This is a genomic window from Filimonas lacunae, from assembly GCF_002355595.1.
Lineage (GTDB): Bacteria > Bacteroidota > Bacteroidia > Chitinophagales > Chitinophagaceae > Filimonas > Filimonas lacunae.
Window position 1 is genome coordinate 7531599 of record NZ_AP017422.1, and the last position, 24582, is coordinate 7556180.

Consider the following 24582-nt stretch of genomic DNA (forward strand, 5'->3'; position numbering starts at 1 on the left):
CTGGCATTAAAAAAGGCCCTGTACGTAATGTAACAGGGCCTTTTAATGCTATTAGTACCAAACTTAGATAAGCATGCGTAAAGGTTCTTCCAGCAGGCTTTTTACAGTTTGCAGGAAGGCAGCGCCGGTGGCACCGTCTACTACTCTATGGTCGCAGCTTAAAGTGAGTTTCATGATATTTCCAGGAACTACCGCACCGTTTTTAACAACGGGCTCTTGAGAAATACCACCTACTGCCAGTATACAGGCATCTGGTGGGTTGATGATAGCGGTAAACTGGTCTATCCCGTACATGCCCAGGTTAGAAATGGTAAAGGTACTTCCTTCCCAATCTGAAGGCTGTAATTTCTTGTCTTTTGCTTTTTGTGCGTAGTCTTTCACCTCAACCGTGATCTGGCTTAAAGATTTGGTATCGGCAAAACGAACTACAGGTACCAGCAAGCCTTCTTCTACTGCAACGGCAACACCAATGTTTACATGGTGGTTAATGCGGATTTTATCGCCTAACCAGCTGCTGTTTACTTTGGGATGTTGTTTTAATGCCAGGGCAGTTGCTTTCAGTACGATATCGTTGAAGCTGATTTTCACTTTAGCGTTTTCGTTCAGTTTCGCTCTTGCAGCTACGCAGGCATCCATGTCAATGCTCATGGTGAGGTAGAAGTGAGGAGCGGTGAACAGGCTTTCGCTTAAACGGCGGGCAATTACTTTGCGCATTTGGCTAACAGGTACTTCTTCAAAAGAAACCTGTCCGGCTGGTGCAGCAGCAACATTGCTGGAAGCAGCTGCAGGAGCGCTGGTAGTTTGCGGAGCGGCAGATGGCGTAAAGTTTTCAATATCGCTTTTCACGATACGACCGTTATCGCCAGAGCCTTTGACATATTTGAGATCAATGCCTTTTTCTTCTGCTACTTTTTTAGCTAATGGAGAAGCCAGAATTCTGCCTTCGTTCACTACCTGTGGAGCAGCGGCCTGTGTGCTTTGTGCAGCAGCAGGTGCAGCGGTAGTAGCTTCGGCTTTAGGTTGTGCAGCAGCCGGTGCAGCAGATGCGCCACCTTTGGCAGCAGCTACAATCTGGTCTACATTCACCTTGCCTTGTTCGCCAATAATAGCCAGCAGATCGTTTACAGCAATCTTTTCGCCAGCGTTGGCTCCGGTATATAATAAAGTTCCGTTTTTATAGCTTTCCAGCTCCATTGTGGCTTTGTCTGTTTCAATTTCAGCCAGAATATCGCCTTTTTTAACAGTATCGCCTACTTTTTTCACCCAACTGGCAATAACGCCTTCCGTCATAGTATCACTTAAACGAGGCATTAATACTACTTCATCCATGTTGGCCAGGTCCAGAGTTGGGCCTGCAGCAGTTGCTGCTGGTGCAGCTTCCGCTTTTGTTTCGGCAGCGGGTTGCTCTTTAGCAGCAGGAGCGGCAGCTGCGCCACCACCGTTTACCAAAGCGCTTACATCTTCTCCGGCTTTACCAATAATAGCCAACAGATCATTCACCTGCAATTTGCCGCCATTTGCAGCACCAATATGCAGCAGCGTTCCTTCCTGGTAGCTTTCCAGCTCCATAGTGGCTTTATCAGTTTCAATTTCAGCTAACAGATCTCCTTTCTTTACAGAATCACCCACTTTCTTATGCCAGGCAGCAATTACGCCTTCTGTCATAGTATCGCTGAGGCGGGGCATTAAAATCACTTCGGCCATATTATATCGGTTGCTCGTTTAAAATGAGCCGTGAAATTACAGTAAAATGATTTACGATGTACGAATTCCGATTACGATTTGGAATATATGAGCGGCAAAAGCGGGTGGGTTATTGCTTATAATCGGGGAGGTGAATGGTGTGCCGGCAAAAGTGATATTCCTGCAAATCGTTGCTGCTTACAATCACCGTTTTGTGCGTAGTATACTCTTTTATCAATTGATGATAAAGCTGGTATCCGGCAAGGTCTAAATTCGTGCAGGGCTCGTCCAGTAAGAGAAGCGGCACCTGGGCAAAGATGGCCTGTGCCAGTTTTAGCCGTTGTTTCATGCCGCTGCTATAGTGGCGTATTTGTTTGCCGGCAGCTTTTTCCAGGCCAATAATGTGTAGTATTTCTTTAGAGGACAAGCCGGGTAAAAAGGGTTTAAAACCGGCATGAAACTGTAAAAACTCCAGGGCGGTCATTTCTTCAATCACCTCCAAATAAGGGGCTGCCATAGCGAGGTGTAAATGCACTTTTTCGGACGGAATGGCTTCGTTGGACGCGTTCTGCCAGCGACATTCGCCGGCACTGATTCCCATGCCCGCACTTATTACCTGTAGTAATGTACTTTTTCCACTGCCATTAGGGCCGGTGATGGCGTATGTTTCGCCCGGTAAAAAACTACAGGTAAGATTGCGGAAAATCCATTCACGGTTATAGCGTTTGCCAGCGGCTGATAGTTGAATGTTCAGCACATTAGTCTTCATCGCTCGCACCTTTGGTGCCACGTTTAATGATTCCACGACCGCTTTCGCGTATAAACGTTAATATTTCGTCACGTTCATCGCTTGCTGCCAGCTCTTCTTCAATAAACTCCAGCGCCTGAGAGGTGTTTAAACCTTTATTGTAGATAATACGGTAGATGTCAAGGATATGGTTGATCTTGTCCAGATCAAACCCTCTTCTTTTCAGGCCTACGCTGTTTACACCGCCATAGCTAAGCGGAGTACGAACGGCCTTAATATAAGGTGGTACGTCTTTGCTTACCAGGCTTCCGCCGGCAACGAAAGAGTGTGAACCAATTTGCACAAACTGGTGTACTGCACAAACGCCACCTACTATTACCCAGTCGCCTATTACAACGTGACCCGCTATTTGGGTACTGTTACTAATAATACAATTGTTACCAATGGAGCAATCGTGTGCTACGTGCGTGTAAGCCTGAATAAGGCAATCGGAGCCAACGGTGGTTTTACCACGCTCCTTAGTACCTCTGTTTACGGTTACAAACTCGCGTAAAGTGGTATTGTCGCCAATTTCAGCAGTAGTTTTTTCACCAGCAAATTTCAGATCCTGCGGGATGGCAGAGATTACTGCGCCGGGGAATATGCGGCAGTTCTTTCCAATGCGGGCGCCTTCCATAATGGTAACGTTACTACCAATCCAGGTACCCTCCCCAATTTCTACATCCTGGTGAATGACGGTAAAAGGATCAATTTTAACGTTTTGGGCCAATCGCGCGTTTGGATGTATGTAAGTATGCGGATGAATCATGCCGGTCACTAAATCTGAATTATGTGTCAATAATATCCCCGCGTGTTTTTACGAGGGCTGCGCAAAAATAGGTGTATTGGTCAATTTCTCCCTTTCTTATTTACGAAAAATTAGCCTATGAAACCTTAAAAAGTGATAAAAATCTTTGTGCACATCCGGTGTGAATTGTTTTGTTAAATGCGGGGAAATTTATTGTAGATTGTGTAAAACGTATCTTTTTGTATGCATAACTCGAAATTTGTGTGAATAAGTGCCTCTTCTTTGTGCTAATTTTGTGCATTGAAATAGATGAATAATAGAAGGTCAAAATTTTTTGCAGGAAAGTTTCTGCATTTATATTCGCCGTCCTTTACTTCCCGGACATAACAATTTGGTAATCTTGGATACGTAGAGAGTAAAATGATTCGCTTACCCGGAAAAGAAACCAGTTCACATTTATGGAGCTCACTAATTTTAATAAAGACAGGAAGCAGCGGCGGAAAAATAACGTTGACTTAAGCACGATGATGTATGGAAAGGTACCGCCACAAGCCAGGGAACTGGAAGAAGCGGTATTGGGAGCAGTGATGCTGGATAAAGCTGCATTTGATGTGGTAGCGGAAATTTTAAAAGCGGAATGTTTTTATGTAGATGCGCACCAGCGTATTTTTAAAGCTTACCATAGCCTGGTTCAAAAAAACCTGCCTATCGATATTCTTACCGTAATGGAAGAATTACGCTCTAAAGAAGAGCTGGATATGGTAGGCGGCCCTTATTTTCTTACTAAATTGACTAACGCGGTAGTAAGTACCGCCAATATAGAAGCGCACTCCCGTATTGTGCTACAGAAGTTTATCCAGCGCGAACTGATTCGCGTGAGTGGTGAAATTTTGGGTGAAGCTTACGAGGAAGGAACGGATGTGTTTGATCTGATGGATGATGCGGAAGATAAAATCTTCAAAATCACCAACAACTTCCTCAAAACCGATTACAAGGAAATGAGCAGTGCGTTGGCAGAAGCTATTAACCGTATTGATGAAATGCGGAACAGAACGGAAGAAATTTCCGGTGTGCCCAGCGGGTTTCCTACTATGGACCGGGTTACCTATGGCTGGCAACCTTCTGACTTAATTATCCTGGCTGCGCGTCCTGCGGTGGGTAAAACGGCGTTTGCCCTTAACCTGGCCCGGAATGCGGCTATGAACACTACCAGACCTACAGCGGTTGCGTTTTTCTCGTTAGAGATGAGTGCTGCGCAGCTGGTTCAACGTATTCTTTCGGCGGAAAGCGAAATTGGGATGGAAAAAATTTCGCGTGGTAAGCTGGAAGACTATGAATATCAACAACTTCACGCTAAAGGTATTAAGCGCCTTGAAAAAGCGGCCATCTTTATTGATGATTCAGCGGGGTTGAACATTTTTGAATTTCGTGCCAAAGCCAGGAGACTGGTAAATAAAAACAAAGTGCGTTTTATCATCATTGACTATCTGCAGTTAATGAGTGGTGGTGGTAACTCTGGTAGCCGTGAACAGGAGATCAGTACTATTTCGCGTACGTTGAAGATGCTGGCGAAAGAATTGATGGTGCCGATTATTGCATTAAGTCAGTTAAGCCGGGCGGTGGAAACACGTAAAGAAAGCAAGATGCCGCAGCTGAGTGATTTGAGGGAATCGGGTGCGATTGAACAGGATGCGGACATGGTAATGTTTATTTATCGTCCGGAGTACTACGAAATTAACAACGATGCAATGGGGGAAAGCACCAAAGGTGAAACCCACGTACGTATAGCCAAGCACCGTAACGGTTCGCTGGAAACCATTAAGTTACGCGCCAACCTGGCCATTCAAAAATTTCATGAGTGGGATGAGGATGATATGGGCGGCGGGTTTAATCCTGGTGGTGGAGCGGGTGGAGGTGCGCCTAATGGCGGAGGTGGCTGGAAACCACTCGGGCCTTCTTCCGGTGGCGCCCCTGATGGTGGTGGTGGCGATGGTGGCAAATTTTTCATCCAGGGCAGCCGCATGAACAGTGGAGAGTTCGACGATGGAATGGAAAGTGATGCACCATTTTAGTATAACCCTCTTATCATTAACTCATTCTAAATAATGTCCTTTCCCTACTTCTTTGAAGAAGCTGTTACTGCCGGCACTACCCAGCTGGAATTGAGCGAAGAAAGCCGTAAGCATGTGGTGCAGGTTTTGCGCATGCGGGAAGGAGAATCCATACAGCTTACCAATGGTAAAGGCGATTTACTTACCGCCGTTATTCGCGTAGCCGATAAAAAGCAGTGCCTGGTACAGGTTACCGAAACTGCTTTTTACCCCAAAACAGTAAGACAGGTAGCAATAGGTATTTCTTTACTCAAAAACGCCAGCCGTATTGAATGGTTTCTGGAAAAAGCCACAGAAACTGGTATCAGCGAAATATTCCCCCTTTTATGTAAAAGAACAGAACGCCAGCATTTTCGTTTTGACCGGATGCGGCAGATTCTGGTATCGGCTATGCTGCAAAGCAGGCAGGTATGGTTGCCGGTACTGCACAACCCTGTAGAAATAGAAGAAGTGATAGCGCAGCAGACACACACGCAAAAGCTGGTGGCCCACTGTGAAGAGATGCAGAAAAGCAATATAAACCAATTGAATGTGGCACAGGATGTGCTTATATTAATAGGTCCGGAAGGCGACTTCACACCCGCTGAAATCGAGCTTGCTTTGCAAAAAGGCTTTGAGCCCGTTTCTTTAGGCAGCACCCGGCTGCGTACAGAAACAGCAGGGGTGGTGGCCGCCGCCTTACTGGTAAATCACTAATTTTACTTATCACTTTATCACTGTAACCGTTAGAAAACCGTAACCATGAAGAAATACATTTACCCCTGCGTAGCTGCTGTATTGGCATGTGCCTGCATATGGGCATGTAAAAACAAAACCCGTAAAAAAGAGGTAGTAAGAGATACTACCATTAACACCCGCACTTCCTTCAACAACCTGTTCCTGGATAGTACACGTATTCAAAATTTTCTTGACAAAGACACAGTATTTAAACCTTATGGCGCTCAGTTCTCCGATTTTTATAAACATCGCAACTACGAGTATGCCTGGTTCGACAGCACCGGTTTAGGTGAGCAGGCCGGCAATTTTTTAAACCTGCTGTCCAGCACGGTAGAAGAATTAAAGGACAGTACCCTGTATAGCAAAAAACTGTCGCAGCTGTATGCCGATTTTACTACCGATTCGGGGCATATGAAAAACAAGGATGAGATTTTAAAAACCGAACTATACTTTACCGGCCAGTTTTTTAAATACGCTTCTAAAGTGTATGAAGGCACCGACCTCGATGTAACACAACTGGGTTGGTTTATACCACGTAAAAAAATAGACCTTACTGCTGTATTGGATTCTGTGATCAAATCCAAAGGCAAAAATGTATCGGAATACACGCCGTTAAACCCACAGTATACGCAACTGCAAAGCTTTTTACCTAAGTATTATAATCTGGAGAAGAAGGGAAGCTGGGATTCGATACCTGTTACTAAAAAAACATTTAAGCAGGGAGATAAAGACAGCATTATTGCTTTGGTAAAACAACGTCTGCAATTAATGGAAGACCTGGCGGCATCTGCATCTGACAGTACTGCTTTTATTTTTGATAAAGACCTTACCGATGGGGTGAAAAGCTTCCAGCGTCGCACAGGCCTGGCAGTGGATGGCAAAATATCTCCTTCTTTTATAAAAGAACTGAACGTGCCGCTGGAGCAACGTGTGCAACAGGTGTTGATAAACATGGAACGTATGCGTTGGCTGCCGAGTGATAAAGATTCGGATTATATACTGGTGAATATTCCGGAATACAAACTACATGTATTTGAAAAAGGAAAGCAGGCTTTTGATATGAATGTGATTGTAGGTAAAGAAGGCAATAGCACAGTTATCTTCAACGGCAAGCTGAAGTATGTAGTGTTTGCGCCCTATTGGAATGTGCCTTCCAGTATAGTAAAAAATGAAGTGGTGCCAGGTATGGCCCGCAACAGCAATTACCTCGAAAGGCAGAATATGGAAATCACCGGTAAAGAGGGTGGCCTGCCCGTGGTAAGACAAAAACCGGGACCTAAAAACTCATTGGGGTTGGTGAAATTCCTGTTTCCTAATAATTATAATATCTACTTGCACGATACACCCAACCGCGATTTGTTTGACAGAACCAATCGCAGCTTTAGTCATGGCTGCATACGCATTGCCGAGCCCGCTAAAATGGCTGGTTACCTGCTGGCTGATCAGAAAGAGTGGACGACTGAAAAAATAGACAGCGCCATGCATGGCTCTAAGGAGAAATGGGTAACTGTAAGCAACCCGGTTTCTGTATTTATCTGTTACCTGACGGCCTGGGTAGATGGAGAAGGTAAGCTTAATTTCCGCAAAGACATCTATGGTCATGATGCTAAGATGGCCGACAAGTTATTTGTGAAAAACTAAGGGGGAAGCATTTATAGGGTGAATGCTTTACTTTCGTTGCACTAAACTGAAAAGTTACATGCAGGTAATTGAAGTAAACAACCCTTCTGCAGCCAGGGATTTTATTAACGTGAATGTAATCGTTAATAAGGGTAATCCTTGCTATATACGCCCTTTAGATAATGAAGTGAATGATGTTTTTGATACCAGCAAAAACAAAACTTATAAATACGGTGAAACAAAGCGTTGGATATTAAAAGACGACAAAGGTGCTTTAATAGGGCGTATTGCCGCTTTTACCAACAGCAAGTACGTGAACTTTGGCACAGACTTCCCAACAGGTGGTGTGGGCTTTTTTGACTGCATCAACGATCAGGCAGCTGCTAATAAGTTGTTTGATACCGCAGCAGAGTGGCTACGCAGCAAAGGTATGGAAGCGATGGATGGGCCTATCAACTTTGGCGACAGGGATAAATGGTGGGGGCTGATGGTGGAGGGGTTTGACAAGGAGCCTATTTATGGTATGCCTTATAATCCTGTTTACTACGAAGCATTATTGGAAGGATACGGGTTTAGCAACTTTTACAACCAGTATTACTATGCGATGAATGTAAATGATCCGCTGCCTGCACGTTTTGCCGAGCGTCATGCCCGGTTTAAAAGCAAAGCGGGTTATGAAGCAAAACATATTGATGTGAAAAACCTGGAAAAGCATGCCCAGGATTTTGCAACGGTATACAATGCTGCGTGGGCACAACATGGAGAGGCCAAAGAAATTACGACCCAGGAAGTATTGAAGCTGTTTAATAAAATGAAGGCTGTAATGGATGAGCGCCTGATATGGTTTGCCTATTACAAAGAAGAGCCTATTGCTATGTGGATTAACATTCCTGACCTGAACCAGTATTTTAAACGGTTTAACGGTAAACTGGGCCTGTTACAGAAGCTGCGTTTGCTGCTAATGAAAAAGAACAATGCCTGCCGCATTTTTACTGGTGTGGCTTTTGGGGTAGTTCCTAAATTCCAGGCACTGGGTGTAGACTCCTTTATGATTTATGAAGGCGCTTTGCTGATACAGGGTAAAGGCTGGTACGACCGGTACGAAATGGGCTGGAGTGGCGACTGGAACCCGAAGATGATTAATATTTACAAGCACCTGGGTGGCGAGCAAAGTCGAAGAATGGTTACCTACCGTTTCTTATTCGATAGAAACAAACCATTTGAGCGCCATCCGATTATGGAGTACAAATAGTTGTTGAATATGATTTTTGAAGGCGGGAACGGAATGGTTCCCGTTTTTCGTTTATAGCCTGTTGTTTTTATTGTGGTGCAGGAAATAAAATGTGTCTGGTTTTTCGCACAGACGCGGGTAAGGGTGGGGGTAACTTTAAGGATATAGAGAGTGGTGTTTTTTGCTTTAAAAAGTATCTTGCAGTCGATATGGATAAGTTTATTGTTTCGGCGAGGAAGTACAGGCCCCAGGAGTTTGATACTGTGGTGGGGCAGGCGCATATTACCACAACACTCAAAAATGCCATTAAGAACAGCCAGCTGGCGCATGCCTTCCTGTTCTGCGGGCCACGTGGTGTAGGTAAAACCACCTGCGCGCGTATATTGGCCAAAACTATTAACTGTGAGAGTTTAAAACCGGATGGGGAAGCCTGTAACCAGTGTAATTCCTGTCGCACCTTCAATGAAGGCACTTCATTGAATATTCACGAGCTCGATGCTGCCAGTAACAACTCGGTAGATGATATCCGCTCACTGGTAGAGCAGGTGCGTTTTGCGCCACAGGCCGGTAAATATAAAGTATATATTGTGGATGAGGTGCACATGTTAAGTGCCAGCGCCTTTAACGCGTTTTTGAAAACGCTGGAAGAGCCGCCATCCTATGCCATTTTTATATTGGCCACTACCGAAAAGCATAAGATATTACCAACCATTCTTTCCCGATGTCAGATATTCGACTTTAAACGTATTACCGGTAACGATACGGTAGATCACTTACAGTCAATAGCAGATAAGGAAGAGATTAAGGCCGAAAAAGGTGCCTTACAGGTAATTGCCCAGAAAAGCGAAGGCTGTATGCGGGATGCATTGAGTATCCTGGATAAAATAGTCAGCTTTACCAATGGGGAAGTTACCTACCATAACACCCTGGAGCACCTGAACATACTGGACCATGATTACTTTTTCCGCTTACTGGATTACCTGATGCAACAAGACCTGGCCGGAGCCATGCTGTTGTATGATGAAATTAACCGGAAAGGTTTTGAAGGCGACCTGGTATTGAACGGTTTTGCTGAATTTATACGTAACCTGCTGGTATGTAAAGATCCGCGAGCGGCAGTGTTATTAGATGTGGTAGAAGGCATGCAGAACAAGTATACGTCTACTGCTGCTAAAGCAAACGGCGCTTACCTGGTAAGTGCACTGAATATTTTGAATGAAGCGGAGATTCATTTTAAAATGGCGCGTAACAAACGCCTGCACGTAGAGCTTACCCTCATCAAACTCAACTTTTTACAGCAGGCATTGGAACTCAGCGTTGAAAACGGTGTGGTAGCAAAAAAAAAACGAATTGATGGTCCCCTTGCGCTAAAAGTGCGCATGATTCCTTCCCTGCAGCAAAAAACAGCTGCTGCTACAGTAGGGGCTAAATTATATATCGACAACCAGGGGGGAGTTGCAAGGCCCCCGCAACCTAACGGCGGTGCGTCTGGTGGAAGCATGCACAATGGTAATGGTGGTTTTACCAACGGTGGGACTTCGACGGCAGGTAATCCCGGTATGAACAATGTGGTGGTGAACACGGGCGCCGCAGTGGCCGAGCCGCAGGGTCGTGCCCCGGTAGTGCCCATGAACAGAACAGCATTACCTGCTAAAGGCAAGAAGTCGTTGCTGGATACACTGCGTGATAAGTATGGCGATCAGTACCAGATTGAAGAAGTAAAAGAAGCATTGCCTTTAAGCATGGAAAGGCTGCGTGAGGTATGGGATGCTTATGCGCAAAAGCTGGAAGGGATGCAAAAGCCTTCTGCCGCCAATACTTTCAGGCTTAGTAAAATTAACATTGAGTCGGAAGTGCGTTTTAGCGTAACAGTAAACTCACTGATTCAGCAAACCTTTATTGAGCAGGAGCGCATTATCTTACTGGATACTATTCAACAGCATTTCTATAACCGCAGTATAGCCTATTATGTGATATTGAACGAGGAGGAAGAAGCGGAAGAGGTACCGGTAAATTTAGGCTTAAACAGCCGTCAGAAGTTTGATAAGCTATCTGATACTTATCCGTGGTTAAGAGAGTTAAAAGACAGGCTGAAGCTGGAACTGGATTATTAATCCGGTTCCGGTTGCTGCACAATATCATCCGCTCAGGTGGATACTTGCCGGTACATCAACCGGCATTCCTGTTTATAGATGTCAGGGTGGAGGGCAGATAAAGTGGTTATCTTTTGCTGGCAATCAATAAATTCAGATCGGTATATTTCAGATCGAAACGTTGACTGATATAAAAGTTGGTAAGGGCTCCTTTATATAGGTAAATGCCGTGGCGCAGGTTAAAGTTGTGCCATACCATCTCGTCAAATCCACCTTCATCGCTGGCGCTTAACAGCAATGGCATCAGCACGTTACTGATAGCCTGGCTGGCAGTACGGGCAAATCCGCTGGGGATATTGGGTACACAATAGTGGATAACGTCGTGCTTAATAATAACCGGTTGGTCGTGTGTGGTTATTTCGGAGGTTTCAAAACAACCGCCCCTGTCTATACTCACATCTATGATCACTGCACCCGGGCGCATGGCCATTACCATTTCTTCCGTAACTACAATGGGACAGCGGCCATTATCATTGCTTAAAGCACCTACCGCCACCTCACAGGTTTTTAATTGTTTGGCCAGTATTTTGGGCTCTATCACACTGGTCCAAACGCGTATACCCAGGTTGTTTTGCAATCTTTTTAAGCGGTATACATTATTATCGAACACTTTTACAGAAGCGCCCAGTGCCAATGCGGTGCGGGTGGCAAATTCGCCCACCACACCTGCTCCGATAATAATAACCTTGGCAGGCGGAATACCACTGATACCCCCTAATAACACGCCTTTGCCATCGTTAGGGCTGCCCAGGTACTGACCGGCAATAAGCATGGCAGCACTTCCGGCAATTTCACTCATGCTGCGTACGATGGGAAAGGTGCCGCTGTCGTCTTTCAGATGCTCAAAGCTGAGTGCGGTAATGCGCTTTTCCATCAGCTTTTCCATCAGCGACTTCTTTAACACCGACAGGTGAATGGGAGATATAACGGTTTGATTCAGTTGCAGAAAGGGGATGTCTTCTTCTGTAATAGGAGCACTTTTTACGAGGATAGGGGCTTTATATACCTCCTGCTTTTCGTATACAATACGAGCGCCGGCTTCGGCATAATCTTTATCGTTGTACTTGCTGCCTTCCCCGGCTTTGTGTTCCATTACTACCGTGTGGCCGTTGTTTACCAGCACACCCACTGCTTCGGGGATAAGGGCTATCCTTTTTTCGTGAAAGGCATTTTCGCGGGGAATTCCAATGGTAAGAGATGCACCCTGGCGTTTTATATCCAGCTTTTCTTCCAGGGTTTCATACTTAAAAGATGGACTCACAATAGGCTTTCCTGCTGACATGTCTATTACTTATAAAGCATGAAATTACTCAATTTTAGCTAAAAATGGCCTTTATATGCTCAAACGCCTGCTTTCGGGGCCATCTGCTTCCAGGTAAATGTGCAGTGTGTTATCTGGTAAAATACCTTCTGCTTTCTCGGGCCACTCTACCAGGCACAGTTTGCCGCTGAGCAGGCAGTCTTCTGCTCCGGCCATAATGGCCTCTTCTTCATCCTTCATCCGGTACCAGTCCATATGATAAATAGTACCGCAAACAGCACTCTGGTATTCGTTAATAATGGCAAAAGTGGGGCTGCTAACGGTGTCTTTTACCTGTAAATGCGTACATAAAGTATGTATAAACGTAGTTTTACCGGCCCCCAGGTTACCATGGAATGCCCACACGGTATGTTGCTGGTATTGATCCCATATGTTGCGGGTTACCTCTGCTACCTGGTGTAATTGAAAAGTAATTTCCATGTGGCAAAGGTAATTTTTACCGGCCAGGTTTTGCGGGAACAGGGTTTTGCAACCATGTAAAAAAGATATTTCAAATATCGAAAATGCACGCCTTTGCAAGCTTGGTAACTTTGTACTGGCATCATAAAACGCTTTAGACTATGGAAAAAGTGAACTGGAAGGTAGAAGGGATGAGCTGCACCAATTGTGCGCTCACTATACATAAATATCTGGAAGGAGAAGGGCTGGATAATGTAAAAGTAAATTTTATAGGGGGCGATGTTAGTTTCGAACTCCCCGAAAACGCTCATACCAAAGGGAATATAGAAAAAGGAATAGAAGGATTGGGGTATCATGTTACTAATGGAGAGGGCAGTAAAGATGGTAAGCCCAGACCTAAGAGATTATTTGCCGGTCACCTGCAACGTTTTTGGTTTTGCCTGGTGTTTACATTGCCCCTGATGATACATATGATTCCCGGGGTGCATATTCACTTTTTGATGAACCATTGGGTGCAACTGGCGCTTACTTTACCGGTTTACCTGGTAGGGATGGATTTTTTTGGACGTAGTGCCATTAAAAGCCTGGTAAAGGGCATTCCCAATATGAATGTGCTGGTGGCGCTGGGTGCCACAGCGGCCTTTGTATATAGCCTGATAGGCACCTTTAGCAGCAACCCCGGTAATTATCTTTTTTATGAAACTACCGCTACCATTTTAACCCTGGTGTTTTTGGGTAACTGGATGGAAGACAAATCGGTAGAAACCACGCAAGCCAGCATTCGTAAGCTTACCGTTTCGCAAAAGATCATGGCCAATATGATAGCTTATGATGAAGCACATAATGAGCATATTTTCCCGGTAGAAAGCACTCATTTAAAAGTGGGTGACCTGCTGCTGATTAAAAGCGGCGAGTATGTGCCTATGGATAGTAAAATTTTATCGGGCAATGCCAGCGTAAATGAAGCCATTATTACGGGTGAAAGTGCGCCGGTAGAAAAGAAGATGAATGATAAACTGATTGGCGGCAGCATGCTGGAGAATGGTAGTGTAAAAGTGTATGTAACGGCTGTAGGCGAGGATACAGTAATGAGTCATATACTGAAAATGGTGAAAGAAGCACAGGCCGAAAAGCCGCCGGTACAGCAACTGGCCGATAGAATCAGCGCCATTTTTGTGCCTGTGGTATTGGGTATTGCTTTTATAACACTGGCAGGCAACTGGTTTATAGGGCAACATACTTTTACCGAAAGCTTGTTAAGAAGCATTGCCGTGCTGGTAATAGCCTGTCCCTGTGCCATGGGGCTGGCAACTCCTGCGGCTATTGCAGTGGGGCTGGGGCGTGCCGCACGCAATGGTGTATTGTTTAAAAATGCACGCAGTCTGGAAGTTTTCCGGAATATACAACAGGTGGTATTTGATAAAACAGGCACCCTTACCACCGGAAGTTTTGCATTGAAGCATTGGGAAATGACTGCGCAAAGAGAAGGGGAGCAGCCTGCCGGCACTACAGCAGATACCTTTAAAAAAATTGCTTTTTCGCTGGAAAAGTATTCCAACCATCCAATTGCCCGTTGCATTGCTAAAGAATGGAAAAGCAAAGACGAAATACGCTGGGCTAAAATGGAAGAGATAAAAGGCCTGGGTATGCAGGGAACTGATAAGGAAGGCAATACCTACACGGCCACTTCTTTTAAGGGAGTGAGGGAGTTAACGCAGCACAGTGGCCATAACATATACATTACCCGCAATAACCAGTTGCTGGGTTGGATAGATGTAGCCGATGATATTCGCCCTGAAGCCAGACAGGTGGTAAATGCCTTGCATGCCCGGGGCATTAAAACCATATTGTTGAGTGGCGACTCGCTGGAAAAATGTAACCAGGTAGCTCAGGCTTTAGGTATAGAGGAAGTAGTGGCCGAACAAACGCCCGAAGGCAAGCTGGAACGCATTGCAGCGTACAATCAGCAGGCACCCGTGGCTATGATCGGGGATGGTATTAATGATGCACCTGCTTTGGCCAGGGCTACGGTAGGCATCTCGTTAAGCGATGCTTCGCAAATAGCCATGCAAAGTGCCCAGGTGGTGTTAATGAACCACGGCTTGCAGCAGCTGCCGCTGGCGCTGGGCCTTGGCAAACACACCTATAAAACCATACAGCAAAACCTCTTTTGGGCGTTCATTTATAATATAATAGCCATTCCGGTGGCGGCTTTTGGATTTTTAAGTCCTACTTTCGGTGCATTGGTAATGGGCCTGAGCGATGTAGTATTGGCCATTAATTCAGTGCGCTTAAACTGGAAGAAGGTAGCATAAGAATGAAGCAATCAATAGCGGTTTTACATAAGTATTGGGGATACCCCTCTTTTCGCGGAGCACAGGAAATGGTCATAGACAAACTGCTGGAAGGAAAAGATGTGTTTGCCCTGCTGCCAACGGGTGGCGGAAAATCGCTATGCTTTCAGGTGCCTGCTATGATGCATCGCGGAGTATGCCTGGTGGTAACGCCGTTAATAGCCCTGATGAAAGACCAGGTAGAAGGTTTGGAGAAAAGAGGAATAGGGGCAATGGCTATCCATAGCGGTATGAACAATATAGAAGTGCGCCGTACATTAGACGAGGTAGCCCGGGATGTAGATATCCGTTTTTTATATGTATCGCCGGAACGTTTGAATACGCCCTTGTTTTTGCAGTATATAGATGCACTGGATATTTCCCTGCTGGTAGTGGATGAAGCCCACTGTATTTCGCAATGGGGCTACGATTTCCGTCCCTCTTACCTGCGCATAGGAGAGTTGCGTAAGCAACTGTCGTCATCTGTTCCTTGTATTGCCTTAACCGCTTCTGCCACCCCTATGGTGCAGGAGGATATTATAGAGCGCCTGCAGCTGAAAAAGCCAGCGGTGTTTCAACAATCGTTCGACAGGCCGGAGCTGGCCTACCGGGTATTTAAGGTAGATAGTAAAATAAATAAGATACTGGAGGCGCTGGAAAAAGTACAAGGCAGCAGTATTGTGTATTGCAGCACACGCCGCCGTACACAGGATGTGAGCAGGCTTTTGCAGATGCAGGGTATTGGAGCCGATTTTTACCATGCCGGATTGCCGCAGGATGATAGAAGTGCCAAACAAAAAGCATGGATAAGCGGGGAGGTGCGGGTAATGGTTTGTACCAATGCATTTGGTATGGGCATAGACAAGCCGGATGTGCGCACGGTTATACATTACGATGTGCCGGATTGCCTGGAAAATTACTACCAGGAAGCAGGGCGTGCAGGCAGGGATGGTAAAAAGGCCTATGCCGTGTTGTTATACCAGCACCAGGATGTAGAAGCATTACAGGAGTTGCCTGATATGCGTTACCCTGCCATTGAAGATATTAAGAAGGTGTACCAGGCGCTGGCCGACTATTTGAATATTCCTGTGGGGGTAGGGGAAGGTGTTTATTATGATTTTGATTTTAATGAGTTTGCCCGCAATTTTCATTTAGAGCCACGACTGGCTATGAATGCTATTAAAATGCTGGAGCAGGAAGGGCATCTGAGCTTTAAAGAGAACGTGTTTATTCCGGCCCAGGTGCAGTTTATGGCCGCCCGCGATCAACTGTTTCAGATAGAAACGGTATACCCCCAACTAGACGGGGTAACCAAATGTTTGTTGCGTAGTTATGAAGGTATTTATGATAACCATGTAGCCATCTATGAAAAGCAGATAGCCCGTTTATGCCGTTTAACGGTAGAAGAGGTGAAACAGCAGTTGATGCAGCTGCACCGGTTAGACATTATTGAATATCTCCCACAAAAAGAGAAGCCACAGATACAGTATATCTTAAACAGAGCCCCCGCTAATTTTTTGCATATTGATGTTAAAAACTATGCGCAACGAAAAGAACTTTATGTGCAACGTATGCAAACAATGCTACGTTATCTGCACTTAGAAAAAGAGTGTCGTAGCAGGTATATTGCTACCTATTTTGGGGAAGAGAATGGAAGGGATTGTGGAGTATGTGATAACTGCATGACCCGCAAAGCGGCCACTGGTATTACTACGGCTGAGTTTAAGCAAATTGCGCAGGAGGTGTACCGTGTTATTGCCCAACAGCAGTATCCGTTAAAAGAGGTGGTGGCGCAGCTGCCGGATGTTGCGGAAGGAAAGGTGCAGGAAGTGATTCGCTTTTTGCTGGCAGAAGAAAAGATAGCCATGCATAATGATGGCTATCTGTATCGTGTATAAATTTATCTTCTTTTTTTAGTGGTACCGCCCAGCCCCAGCACACCTAATAACGAGCGTGTAATAATAGCAGCGGCAGTACGGCCAGCCTGCTTAACTATCGGGTTATCAAAAAAGCTTTCTTCTTTTTTCTCTTTCCGGGTAGTTTTCTTTTCATCGGCTTCTTCTTCCTGTTGCTGCGCAGCCTGTTCCAGTTTGGCAGTAAGTATTTCGTAAGCGCTGTTGCTATCTACCTCTTTGTTATAATGGCTGGCCAGCTTGCTTTTACTTACCAGGCTGTCAATTTCCTGCTCACTTAACACATCCATACGGCTTTTAGGGCTGCATAACATGGTATGTACAAGCGGAGTGGGAATACCTTTTTCATTTAAAAGGGTAACCAACGCTTCCCCTATCCCCATTTTTGTAAGTAGCTCATCTGTTTGATAATAGCTGGTGATGGGAAAGTTTTCAGCCGCCTGCTTAATGGTTTTACGGTCGGCAGCGGTAAAGGCACGTAGCGCGTGTTGTATTTTTAAACCCAGCTGCCCTAAAATAGAAGCCGGAATGTCCTGTGGGTTTTGTGTACAGAAGAAAATGCCAATTCCTTTAGAGCGTATGAGTTTAATAACGGTTTCCATTTGTTCCAATAAGGCCGGGGTGGCTTCCTGGAATAGTAAATGCGCTTCATCAATAAACAGCACCAGCTTAGGTTTGTCTAAATCGCCTTCTTCGGGACTGCTGGAGTATAGCTCGGCCAGCAATTGCAGCATAAAGGTAGAAAACAGCTTTGGCCTGTTTTGCATATCCGTTACGCGCAATATGTTTACAACGCCACGGCCATCATCACTAATGCGCATCAGGTCGTTTACATCAAAACTGGGCTCACCAAAAAATATTTCAGCGCCTTGTTGCTGTAGTTCAATCACCTTGCGCAGTATGGTACCCGTGCTGGTAGTGGAAATTTTACCGTATAGTTTTTCTACCTCAGCCTTGCCCTCATTTCCTATGTACTGTAATACTTTTATAAAGTCTTTCAGGTCCAGCAGCGGTAATTTGTTGTCGTCGCAATATTTAAAAATCAGGGCTACCAGTCCACCCTGCGTATCGTTCAATGCCAGTATTTTGCTTAACAGTATCGGGCCAAATTCACTTACCGTAGCACGTAAACGGGTACCTTTTTCCGTGCTAAGCGACAATAACTCTACCGGGTAGGCAGCAGGTTGCCAGGTCAGTTTCATTTTGTCGTACCGCTCCTGTATTTTTCCGTTCATGGTGCCGGCGGCTGCAATACCACTCAAATCGCCTTTTATATCCATTAACAAAACCGGCACACTGGCATCGCTCAGTATTTCACTGATCATTTGCAGGGTTTTGGTTTTACCCGTGCCCGTGGCGCCTGCAATGAGGCCGTGGCGGTTCATGGTTTTCAGGGGTAAATGAACGGCCGCATCGGCTATGGGTTCGCCGTTTAAAATGGCACAGCCCAGTGGTGCCTGCTCGCCTTTAAAACTATATCCCTGCTGTACATCCTGTATAAACTGCGCGCTCATGTAAATTCTTTACAACTAAGCTAATAAAGATTTTATTATTGCACCGTATTTCTTAATCACCACATAATTATAAAATCGTATGCGTATGCGAAGTAAGTTTTTGGGCGCTGTAATAGTAATGGTGGCTACCAGTACTATTGCTGTTGCACAAAAGGTTCAGTTTACCGAGTATGACCTGGCTAACGGGCTTCATGTCATCCTCCACCAGGATAAGTCGGCACCGGTTGTGGCCGTTTCTGTTATGTATCATGTAGGTTCTAAAAATGAAGACACTGCCCGTACAGGCTTTGCGCACTTTTTTGAGCATTTACTGTTTGAAGGAACTGATAATATAAAAAGAGGGGAATTTGACAAAATTGTATCCAGCAATGGTGGTCAGGCCAATGCCAACACTACACAGGATCGTACCTATTATTACGAATTATTCCCCAGCAACCAGCTGGAACTGGGTTTGTGGCTGGAAAGTGAGCGTATGTTTCACCCTGTTATCAATGAAATTGGTGTGAAAACACAGAATGAAGTGGTAAAGGAAGAGAAAAGGCAGCGTTTGGATAACCAGCCTTATGGCAAGTTTGCAGATGAAATGTTTAAACGTCTTTTTGCACAACATCCTTACCACTGGCAGCCTATTGGCAGTATGGACCACCTGGATGCTGCTAAGCTGGGCGAGTTTAAAGCGTTCTTCAAAAAATATTATGTGCCTAACAATGCAGTATTGAGCATTGCCGGTGACATTGATATTGAAAAAACAAAAGCGCTGGTAAAAGCCTATTTCGAAGAAATTCCTAAAGGTGCTCCAGTTGTGCAGCCTGCTATTGTTGAAAGGCCTTTAGCGCATGAAATCATCGACAGTGTATATGATGCCAACATTCAAATTCCGGCTATCATTGCTGCGTACCGCATACCGGGAAGCAAAACGCGCGAATCGAAAGTAATGGAAATGATCTCTACTATTTTATCTGGTGGAGGAAGCTCACGCCTGTATAAGAAAATGGTGGATGACAAAAAGAATGCTTTACAGGTGGCTGCGTTTAACTATGCCCTGGAAGATTACGGTGCTTATATTACCCTGGCTTTGCCTAATAACAATGCTTCTCTGGATTCTTTACTGGCTGATATTGATGAAGAAGTGGCTGTTTTGCAAAAAGACCTGATCAGTGAAGCGGACTACCAGAAAATTCAAAACCAGTTTGAGAACAACTATGTAAGTGCCAACAGCAAAATGCTGGGTGTGGCTGAAAACCTGGCAGATGGTTATACTTACAGCAAAAACACCAATCGCATTAACGAAGAGCTGGACGAAATACGTTCTATTACACGCGAAGAAATAAGGGAAGCTGCCAGAAAGTACCTGCAAAAGAACCAACGCGTGGTATTGTATTATCTGCCCGGTAAGTAATCATCGTTTTTTGTGAAGCAACAAATAGAAAATTAAATGAAAAGAATATATTTTATCATAGCGGGTGCCTTACTGTTAACCAACATTCAGGCACAAACAAAAATAGACAGGACTAAACGTCCTAAGGCAGGTCCGGCCCCTGTTATTACCATTGGCGATCCTGTTACCTATCAACTGGCTAACGGTATTACCGTGCTGGTGGTAGAAAACCATAAACTGCCCAAAGTGGCAGCTACTTACTCCATAGATGCGGGGCCTATTACAGAGGGAGCCAAAGCGGGTGTGCTTAGCCTGATGGGTGGTATGCTGAATGAAGGCACCAAACAAAGAAACAAGGCGGAATTTGATGAAGCGGTTGACCAGATGGGCGCAGAGGTAGAATTAAGTGCCAGCGGTGGTAGTGCATCTTCTTTAACCCGTTATTTTGAGAAGGCATTTAGCTTAATGGCCGAAGGCATTCAGCAGCCTGCTTTTCCACAGGAGTCTTTTGAAAAGCTGAAATCACAGGCTATTACCGGACTGAAAAGTTCTGAAAGAAGTGTAAAGGAAATTGCGGGTCGCGTAGCTCCTGCTTTATTGTATGGCGTTAACCACCCAAGCGGGGAATTTGAAACAGAAGCTACGGTAAGTAATCTTACCCTGGATGATGTAAAGGCTGCTTATCAGCAATATGTTACTCCTTCCCGTGGTTTTTTAATTTTTACCGGTGACATTAAGCCTGAACAGGCAAAACAATTGGCTGAAGAAGCATTCGGTAGCTGGAAAGGCGCTACACTTACTTTACCTAAGCTGGTTGCTGTAAAAAATCCGGCTGCTACAGAAGTAGACCTGGTAGATGTGCCCAATGCAGTACAATCAGAAATAAGAGTAGCCAACCTCATTGAATTGCCATTAAGCAACCCCGATTATTTTGCGGTATTACTGGCCAACCAGATTCTGGGTGGTGGCAGCGATAGCTATTTGTTTAAAAATCTGCGTGAAAAGCATGCCTTTACCTATGGCGCTTATTCCAGTGTAAATGCAGGCCGCTATCAAACTTCCTTTTCAGCTTCTGCCTCTGTTCGGAATGAAAAAACAGACAGTGCCGTGCTGGAGTTCTTAAACGAGATCAAGCGTATACGTACTACCAAAGTAGACCCGGAAGAATTGAAAAGAGCCAAGGCTTTATACAATGGCAGCTTTGCTTTAGGTATGGAGAATACAGCGCGTATTGCTACGTATGCTACCAACATTATACTGAATAACCTGCCTAAAGATTTCTACAGAACTTATCTGCAAAAGATAAATGCAGTTACAGTAGAAGATATTCAGCGTGTAGCGGTTAAATACTTTGGCACCCCCAGCAGCAGGGTTATTGTAGTGGGTAAGGCAGCACAGGTAGAAGCTGGTTTAAAGAAACTGGGTTACACGGTTCGTTTATACGATAAGTATGCACAACCGGTAACTGCAAAAGCCAATAGTGCGGAAGCTACATTTGATGCCAAAAAAGTAGTGAATGATTACCTCAACACAGTGGGTGGTGTGGATGAGCTGAAAAAGCTGAAATCTATGTCGCAGAAAATGTCATTGACTATGCAGGGGATGACATTGGTGCTGGAAACCAAAAGCCTGGCGCCTAACAAAAGCGCTGTATTGGTAAGCATGCAGGGAAATGTAGTGGATAAGCAGGTGTTTGATGGCAATAATGGCTATCATGAACAAATGGGCCAAAAACAGCCTATGGATAAGGAAGACCTCGCAGATAAAAAAGCACACGTTTACCTGGTTGAACAGCTTGATTACCTGGACAATGCTGCTTTTAAAATCACTGCCAAAGGTGTAGAAAGCATTGCCGGTAAAGACGCCTATAAAATTGAAATAACTACTCCTGCCGGTAAAGTGCAAACCGAGTATTATGATGTTGCATCCAAGCTGCTGGTAAAGGCTGAGAATTCGGCTGTTATGCAGGGAGTTACTATGAATGAAACGGTAGAAGTAAGCAATTACAAAAAGGTAGGGGCTATTATGATTCCTTATAAAGTTGTGCGTACTGTGGAAGCAGGTGGACAGCAACAAGTAATGGAGTTAGCTGTTACAGAAGTGAAGGTGAATGAAGGAGTAACAGAAGCCGACTTCAAATAATCTATAAAGTATTTTTACTCGCAAAGCCGCAGTCAGCAATGATTTGCGGCTTTTTAATTGTTTTTCAATTTGGAAGTAAGCGTATTTTTTTTAATTTGAGCGCATATTTCAACCCTATGCTGTTTAATTCGTTCCAGTTTCTCTACTTTTTCGTAGTAGTAACAGCCATTTACTTCATTTTACCTCATAAAAACCGCTGGTTTTTATTACTGGCGAGCAGTTGCTATTTCTATATGGCCTTTGTGCCGGTTTACATTTTAATATTAGGGGCAACGATTGTGGTGGATTATTTTGCCGGCATCTATATTGAACAGTCGCAGGGGAAAAGAAGAAAAGCTTTTTTGATAGCCAGCCTGGTGGCAAATATCGGAACACTTGCCATATTCAAATACTACAACTTTATTAACGATAACCTTACATTGCTTTTACACGGTGTTCATATAAATAACCCTATTCCCTATCTGACCATTCTGTTGCCTATCGGTTTATCATTTCACACATTTCAGGCAATGAGTTACACTATAGAAGTGTATAGAGGTAACCAGCCTGCAGAACGCAACTTTGGTATTTACAGCCTGTATGTAATGTTTTATCCTCAATTGGTAGCCGGGCCTATTGAAAGGCCGCAAAATCTTTTGTACCAGTTTAAAACAAAGCATGAATTTGATTACCAGCGGATAGTGGATGGATTGAAATTAATGGCCTGGGGGGTATTTAAAAAGGTTGTGATAGCCGATCGGCTGGCTATGGTAGTGAATAATGTATATGATCACCCGCATGAGTATCATGGTCTTAGTCTGGTAATAGCGACTGTGTTTTTCTCATTCCAGATTTTTTGTGATTTTTCAGGTTATACAGACATCGCATTGGGATCGGCCAAAGTGATGGGCTTTACCCTGATGAAAAACTTTAACCGCCCTTATCACGCTAAAAGCATTAATGACTTCTGGAGCAGATGGCATATTTCTTTATCTACCTGGTTTAAAGATTACCTCTATATTCCTTTAGGGGGTAACCGGGTAAGTGTGCCCCGTTGGTATCTGAACCTGTTTATTGTATTCCTGATAAGTGGTTTATGGCATGGTGCCAGCTGGACCTACATCATATGGGGGGGATTGAATGGATTTTACCTGGTTTTTGCACTGGTTACCAGGAAATGGCGTAATAAAATGGTGGATGCATCCGGTATCAGAAAATGGCCGGTGGTGTATAGCATCCTCCAGGTGATTACCACTTTTGTGTTGGTGGCTACTGCCTGGGTGTTTTTCAGGGCGCATACCCTGGCAGATGCTGTATACATTATTGAAAGCGGTTACACCGAAACAGGGGCAGATGTGGTAAACCTGTTGCGTAGTGTGCCTATACATAATTTTCTGTATTTAAGAGATATTGCCGCCGGAGGGTTGGTGATTCTATTATTGGAAATGGCGCATTTAGTACAACGCAAAACCAGTGTGATTGGTTTTTTAAATACTCGTCCCAAATACATCAGATGGAGCGCGTATTATGTGTTTGTTTTTTTGTTGTTACTAGGTAGTGTATCCAGCGACGGTCAGTTTATCTATTTTCAATTTTAGATATGAGTAAGAAATATTGGGCATTTGGTTGCAGCGTTTTGGCAATGCTTATTCCGGTGGCTGCCTTATACATAGCTATTATGTATAAGGGGTATCCTCCCTTGCTTACAAATTCGGTAAGTTTTGATGCCAAAGTAGAATATGCACAGCAGCGAAACATTCGCCAGGCTAATGTAATGGCACTGGGGTCTTCTATGACGTTGAATAATATCAGCTCACGGGTGATGGTAGATAGTTTGGATACTTCTTACTTTAATTTCTCTTGCTGGGGCTTGCAAATGGCCGACACCCGCCTGATGGCTGTTAACTATGTGCCTAAATATAAGCCCAGGTATGTACTCATTTGTTCGTCGCTGCCCGATTTCAGCAAACCAGAAAATACAGCTACTTATAAAAACTATTTCAGTACCGACGACTATTGGCGGGAACATTGGAGTGGCATTTTCTACTTTAAAAACTATAACTCCTTATGGGAGATTATTGCGCGTAAAATGGGCAGGGAAGAGCAGGCCAGGAATGGGAACATCTATAACAGCCTGAGCTTTGACGATGGTGGTGGTGTGTTATTGGATGTGCCTAAAGACCGTATTTCTGAATCGCGCTGGAACGAACAGTTTACTTTCCCTAACAACTATACCAACAATCAGTACCAGGAGTTGGCATTATTAAGCAATTATCTGAAAAAGAACCAGGTGAAGCTGGTTTTTGTGCAGGCGCCTATTAAAGAATCTTTTATACTCAACTCTTCCTCTCAGGATGAGTTGAACAGGCACTTTAACAGGTGCAGGAATATAGTAGAGCAGAATGGAGGAGTATATATGAACTATCATGATCCGGCATTGTACACCAATGATTTGTTTGTAGATCAGTTTCACTTGTCTGAAACCGGTGCTACTATGTTTACCCGGCAGATAACCCATCAATTAAAAAACAACTTGCTTACGGCATTGTAATA

The 24582-nt window shown here is 44.5% G+C and carries 17 protein-coding genes; 11 read left to right on the forward strand and 6 right to left on the reverse strand.

Features of this window, described 5'->3' with window-relative positions; genetic code table 11:
• Positions 1-63: 63 nt before the first annotated feature.
• From FLA_RS29875 to lpxA, 3 genes are all read right to left on the reverse strand, one after another.
• Positions 64-1704, reverse strand: coding sequence for a pyruvate dehydrogenase complex dihydrolipoamide acetyltransferase (locus FLA_RS29875; RefSeq protein ID WP_076379787.1), 1641 nt, complete (start codon positions 1702-1704; stop codon positions 64-66).
• A gap of 109 nt (positions 1705-1813) precedes the next feature.
• Complete coding sequence (locus FLA_RS29880; RefSeq protein WP_096511390.1) at positions 1814-2452, reverse strand: ABC transporter ATP-binding protein; 639 nt, start codon at positions 2450-2452, stop codon at positions 1814-1816.
• Positions 2442-3239: an acyl-ACP--UDP-N-acetylglucosamine O-acyltransferase gene (gene lpxA / locus FLA_RS29885; protein WP_076379786.1), complete on the reverse strand. Its 798-nt coding sequence runs from the start codon at positions 3237-3239 to the stop codon at positions 2442-2444. The genes FLA_RS29880 and lpxA overlap by 11 nt, the downstream gene beginning before the upstream one ends.
• A gap of 437 nt (positions 3240-3676) precedes the next feature.
• Here lpxA and dnaB point away from each other — a divergent pair, with 437 nt between their 5' ends.
• The 5 genes from dnaB (at position 3677) to FLA_RS29910 (ending at position 11011) form a co-directional block, all read left to right on the forward strand.
• Positions 3677-5290: a replicative DNA helicase gene (gene dnaB, locus FLA_RS29890; protein WP_076379785.1), complete on the forward strand. Its 1614-nt coding sequence runs from the start codon at positions 3677-3679 to the stop codon at positions 5288-5290.
• 33 nt (positions 5291-5323) lie between these two features.
• A complete protein-coding gene (locus FLA_RS29895) occupies positions 5324-6025 on the forward strand; it encodes an RsmE family RNA methyltransferase (RefSeq protein ID WP_076379784.1) in 702 nt (233 codons plus the stop codon).
• A 45-nt stretch (positions 6026-6070) separates the two neighbouring features.
• Entirely contained in the window at positions 6071-7687 is a 1617-nt protein-coding gene (locus FLA_RS29900) for a L,D-transpeptidase family protein (protein ID WP_076379783.1), read from the forward strand.
• Positions 7688-7745: 58 nt separating this feature from the next.
• Entirely contained in the window at positions 7746-8918 is a 1173-nt protein-coding gene (locus tag FLA_RS29905) for a hypothetical protein (protein ID WP_076379782.1), read from the forward strand.
• A gap of 188 nt (positions 8919-9106) precedes the next feature.
• Positions 9107-11011 carry a DNA polymerase III subunit gamma/tau gene (locus FLA_RS29910; RefSeq protein ID WP_076379781.1) on the forward strand — a complete coding sequence of 635 codons (1905 nt, stop codon included), beginning with the start codon at positions 9107-9109 and terminating at the stop codon, positions 11009-11011.
• 106 nt (positions 11012-11117) lie between these two features.
• Here the strand turns inward: FLA_RS29910 and FLA_RS29915 are convergent, their stop codons facing one another.
• Entirely contained in the window at positions 11118-12332 is a 1215-nt protein-coding gene (locus FLA_RS29915; RefSeq protein WP_076379780.1) for an alanine dehydrogenase, read from the reverse strand.
• 51 nt (positions 12333-12383) lie between these two features.
• On the reverse strand, positions 12384-12791 hold the full coding sequence (tsaE, locus tag FLA_RS29920) for a tRNA (adenosine(37)-N6)-threonylcarbamoyltransferase complex ATPase subunit type 1 TsaE (protein ID WP_076379858.1): 408 nt from the start codon (positions 12789-12791) through the stop codon (positions 12384-12386).
• A 140-nt stretch (positions 12792-12931) separates the two neighbouring features.
• On the opposite strand from tsaE, the gene FLA_RS29925 reads away from it, so the two are divergent.
• Together FLA_RS29925 and FLA_RS29930 are read left to right on the forward strand one after the other, a co-directional pair.
• Positions 12932-15085, forward strand: a complete 2154-nt coding sequence (locus FLA_RS29925; RefSeq protein ID WP_076379779.1) for a heavy metal translocating P-type ATPase — start codon at positions 12932-12934, stop codon at positions 15083-15085.
• Positions 15086-15087: 2 nt separating this feature from the next.
• Positions 15088-17001: a RecQ family ATP-dependent DNA helicase gene (locus tag FLA_RS29930; protein WP_076379778.1), complete on the forward strand. Its 1914-nt coding sequence runs from the start codon at positions 15088-15090 to the stop codon at positions 16999-17001.
• A 2-nt stretch (positions 17002-17003) separates the two neighbouring features.
• Here FLA_RS29930 and FLA_RS29935 read toward each other — a convergent pair whose 3' ends face one another.
• A complete protein-coding gene (locus tag FLA_RS29935) occupies positions 17004-18530 on the reverse strand; it encodes a helicase HerA-like domain-containing protein (protein ID WP_076379777.1) in 1527 nt (508 codons plus the stop codon).
• An 85-nt stretch (positions 18531-18615) separates the two neighbouring features.
• On the opposite strand from FLA_RS29935, the gene FLA_RS29940 reads away from it, so the two are divergent.
• From FLA_RS29940 to FLA_RS29955, 4 genes are all read left to right on the forward strand, one after another.
• Positions 18616-19929: a M16 family metallopeptidase gene (locus tag FLA_RS29940; RefSeq protein WP_096511542.1), complete on the forward strand. Its 1314-nt coding sequence runs from the start codon at positions 18616-18618 to the stop codon at positions 19927-19929.
• A 36-nt stretch (positions 19930-19965) separates the two neighbouring features.
• Positions 19966-22050, forward strand: coding sequence for an insulinase family protein (locus tag FLA_RS29945; protein ID WP_076379775.1), 2085 nt, complete (start codon positions 19966-19968; stop codon positions 22048-22050).
• A 95-nt stretch (positions 22051-22145) separates the two neighbouring features.
• Positions 22146-23627, forward strand: a complete 1482-nt coding sequence (locus FLA_RS29950; RefSeq protein ID WP_231940363.1) for an MBOAT family O-acyltransferase — start codon at positions 22146-22148, stop codon at positions 23625-23627.
• A 2-nt stretch (positions 23628-23629) separates the two neighbouring features.
• Positions 23630-24580 (forward strand): D-alanyl-lipoteichoic acid biosynthesis protein DltD, encoded by a 951-nt coding sequence (locus FLA_RS29955; protein WP_096511392.1) that lies wholly within the window; start codon positions 23630-23632, stop codon positions 24578-24580.
• Positions 24581-24582: the final 2 nt, after the last annotated feature.

Excerpts from the sequence above, each read along its gene's own strand:
- FLA_RS29875 (WP_076379787.1), bottom strand. The coding sequence starts at position 1,704 with ATGGCCGAAGTGATTTTAATGCCCCGCCTCAGCGATACTATGACAGAA.
- FLA_RS29880 (WP_096511390.1), bottom strand. The coding sequence starts at position 2,452 with ATGAAGACTAATGTGCTGAACATTCAACTATCAGCCGCTGGCAAACGC.
- lpxA (WP_076379786.1), bottom strand. The coding sequence starts at position 3,239 with ATGATTCATCCGCATACTTACATACATCCAAACGCGCGATTGGCCCAA.
- dnaB (WP_076379785.1), top strand. The coding sequence starts at position 3,677 with ATGGAGCTCACTAATTTTAATAAAGACAGGAAGCAGCGGCGGAAAAAT.
- FLA_RS29895 (WP_076379784.1), top strand. The coding sequence starts at position 5,324 with ATGTCCTTTCCCTACTTCTTTGAAGAAGCTGTTACTGCCGGCACTACC.
- FLA_RS29900 (WP_076379783.1), top strand. The coding sequence starts at position 6,071 with ATGAAGAAATACATTTACCCCTGCGTAGCTGCTGTATTGGCATGTGCC.
- FLA_RS29905 (WP_076379782.1), top strand. The coding sequence starts at position 7,746 with ATGCAGGTAATTGAAGTAAACAACCCTTCTGCAGCCAGGGATTTTATT.
- FLA_RS29910 (WP_076379781.1), top strand. The coding sequence starts at position 9,107 with ATGGATAAGTTTATTGTTTCGGCGAGGAAGTACAGGCCCCAGGAGTTT.
- FLA_RS29915 (WP_076379780.1), bottom strand. The coding sequence starts at position 12,332 with ATGTCAGCAGGAAAGCCTATTGTGAGTCCATCTTTTAAGTATGAAACC.
- tsaE (WP_076379858.1), bottom strand. The coding sequence starts at position 12,791 with ATGGAAATTACTTTTCAATTACACCAGGTAGCAGAGGTAACCCGCAAC.
- FLA_RS29925 (WP_076379779.1), top strand. The coding sequence starts at position 12,932 with ATGGAAAAAGTGAACTGGAAGGTAGAAGGGATGAGCTGCACCAATTGT.
- FLA_RS29930 (WP_076379778.1), top strand. The coding sequence starts at position 15,088 with ATGAAGCAATCAATAGCGGTTTTACATAAGTATTGGGGATACCCCTCT.
- FLA_RS29935 (WP_076379777.1), bottom strand. The coding sequence starts at position 18,530 with ATGAGCGCGCAGTTTATACAGGATGTACAGCAGGGATATAGTTTTAAA.
- FLA_RS29940 (WP_096511542.1), top strand. The coding sequence starts at position 18,616 with ATGCGAAGTAAGTTTTTGGGCGCTGTAATAGTAATGGTGGCTACCAGT.
- FLA_RS29945 (WP_076379775.1), top strand. The coding sequence starts at position 19,966 with ATGAAAAGAATATATTTTATCATAGCGGGTGCCTTACTGTTAACCAAC.
- FLA_RS29955 (WP_096511392.1), top strand. The coding sequence starts at position 23,630 with ATGAGTAAGAAATATTGGGCATTTGGTTGCAGCGTTTTGGCAATGCTT.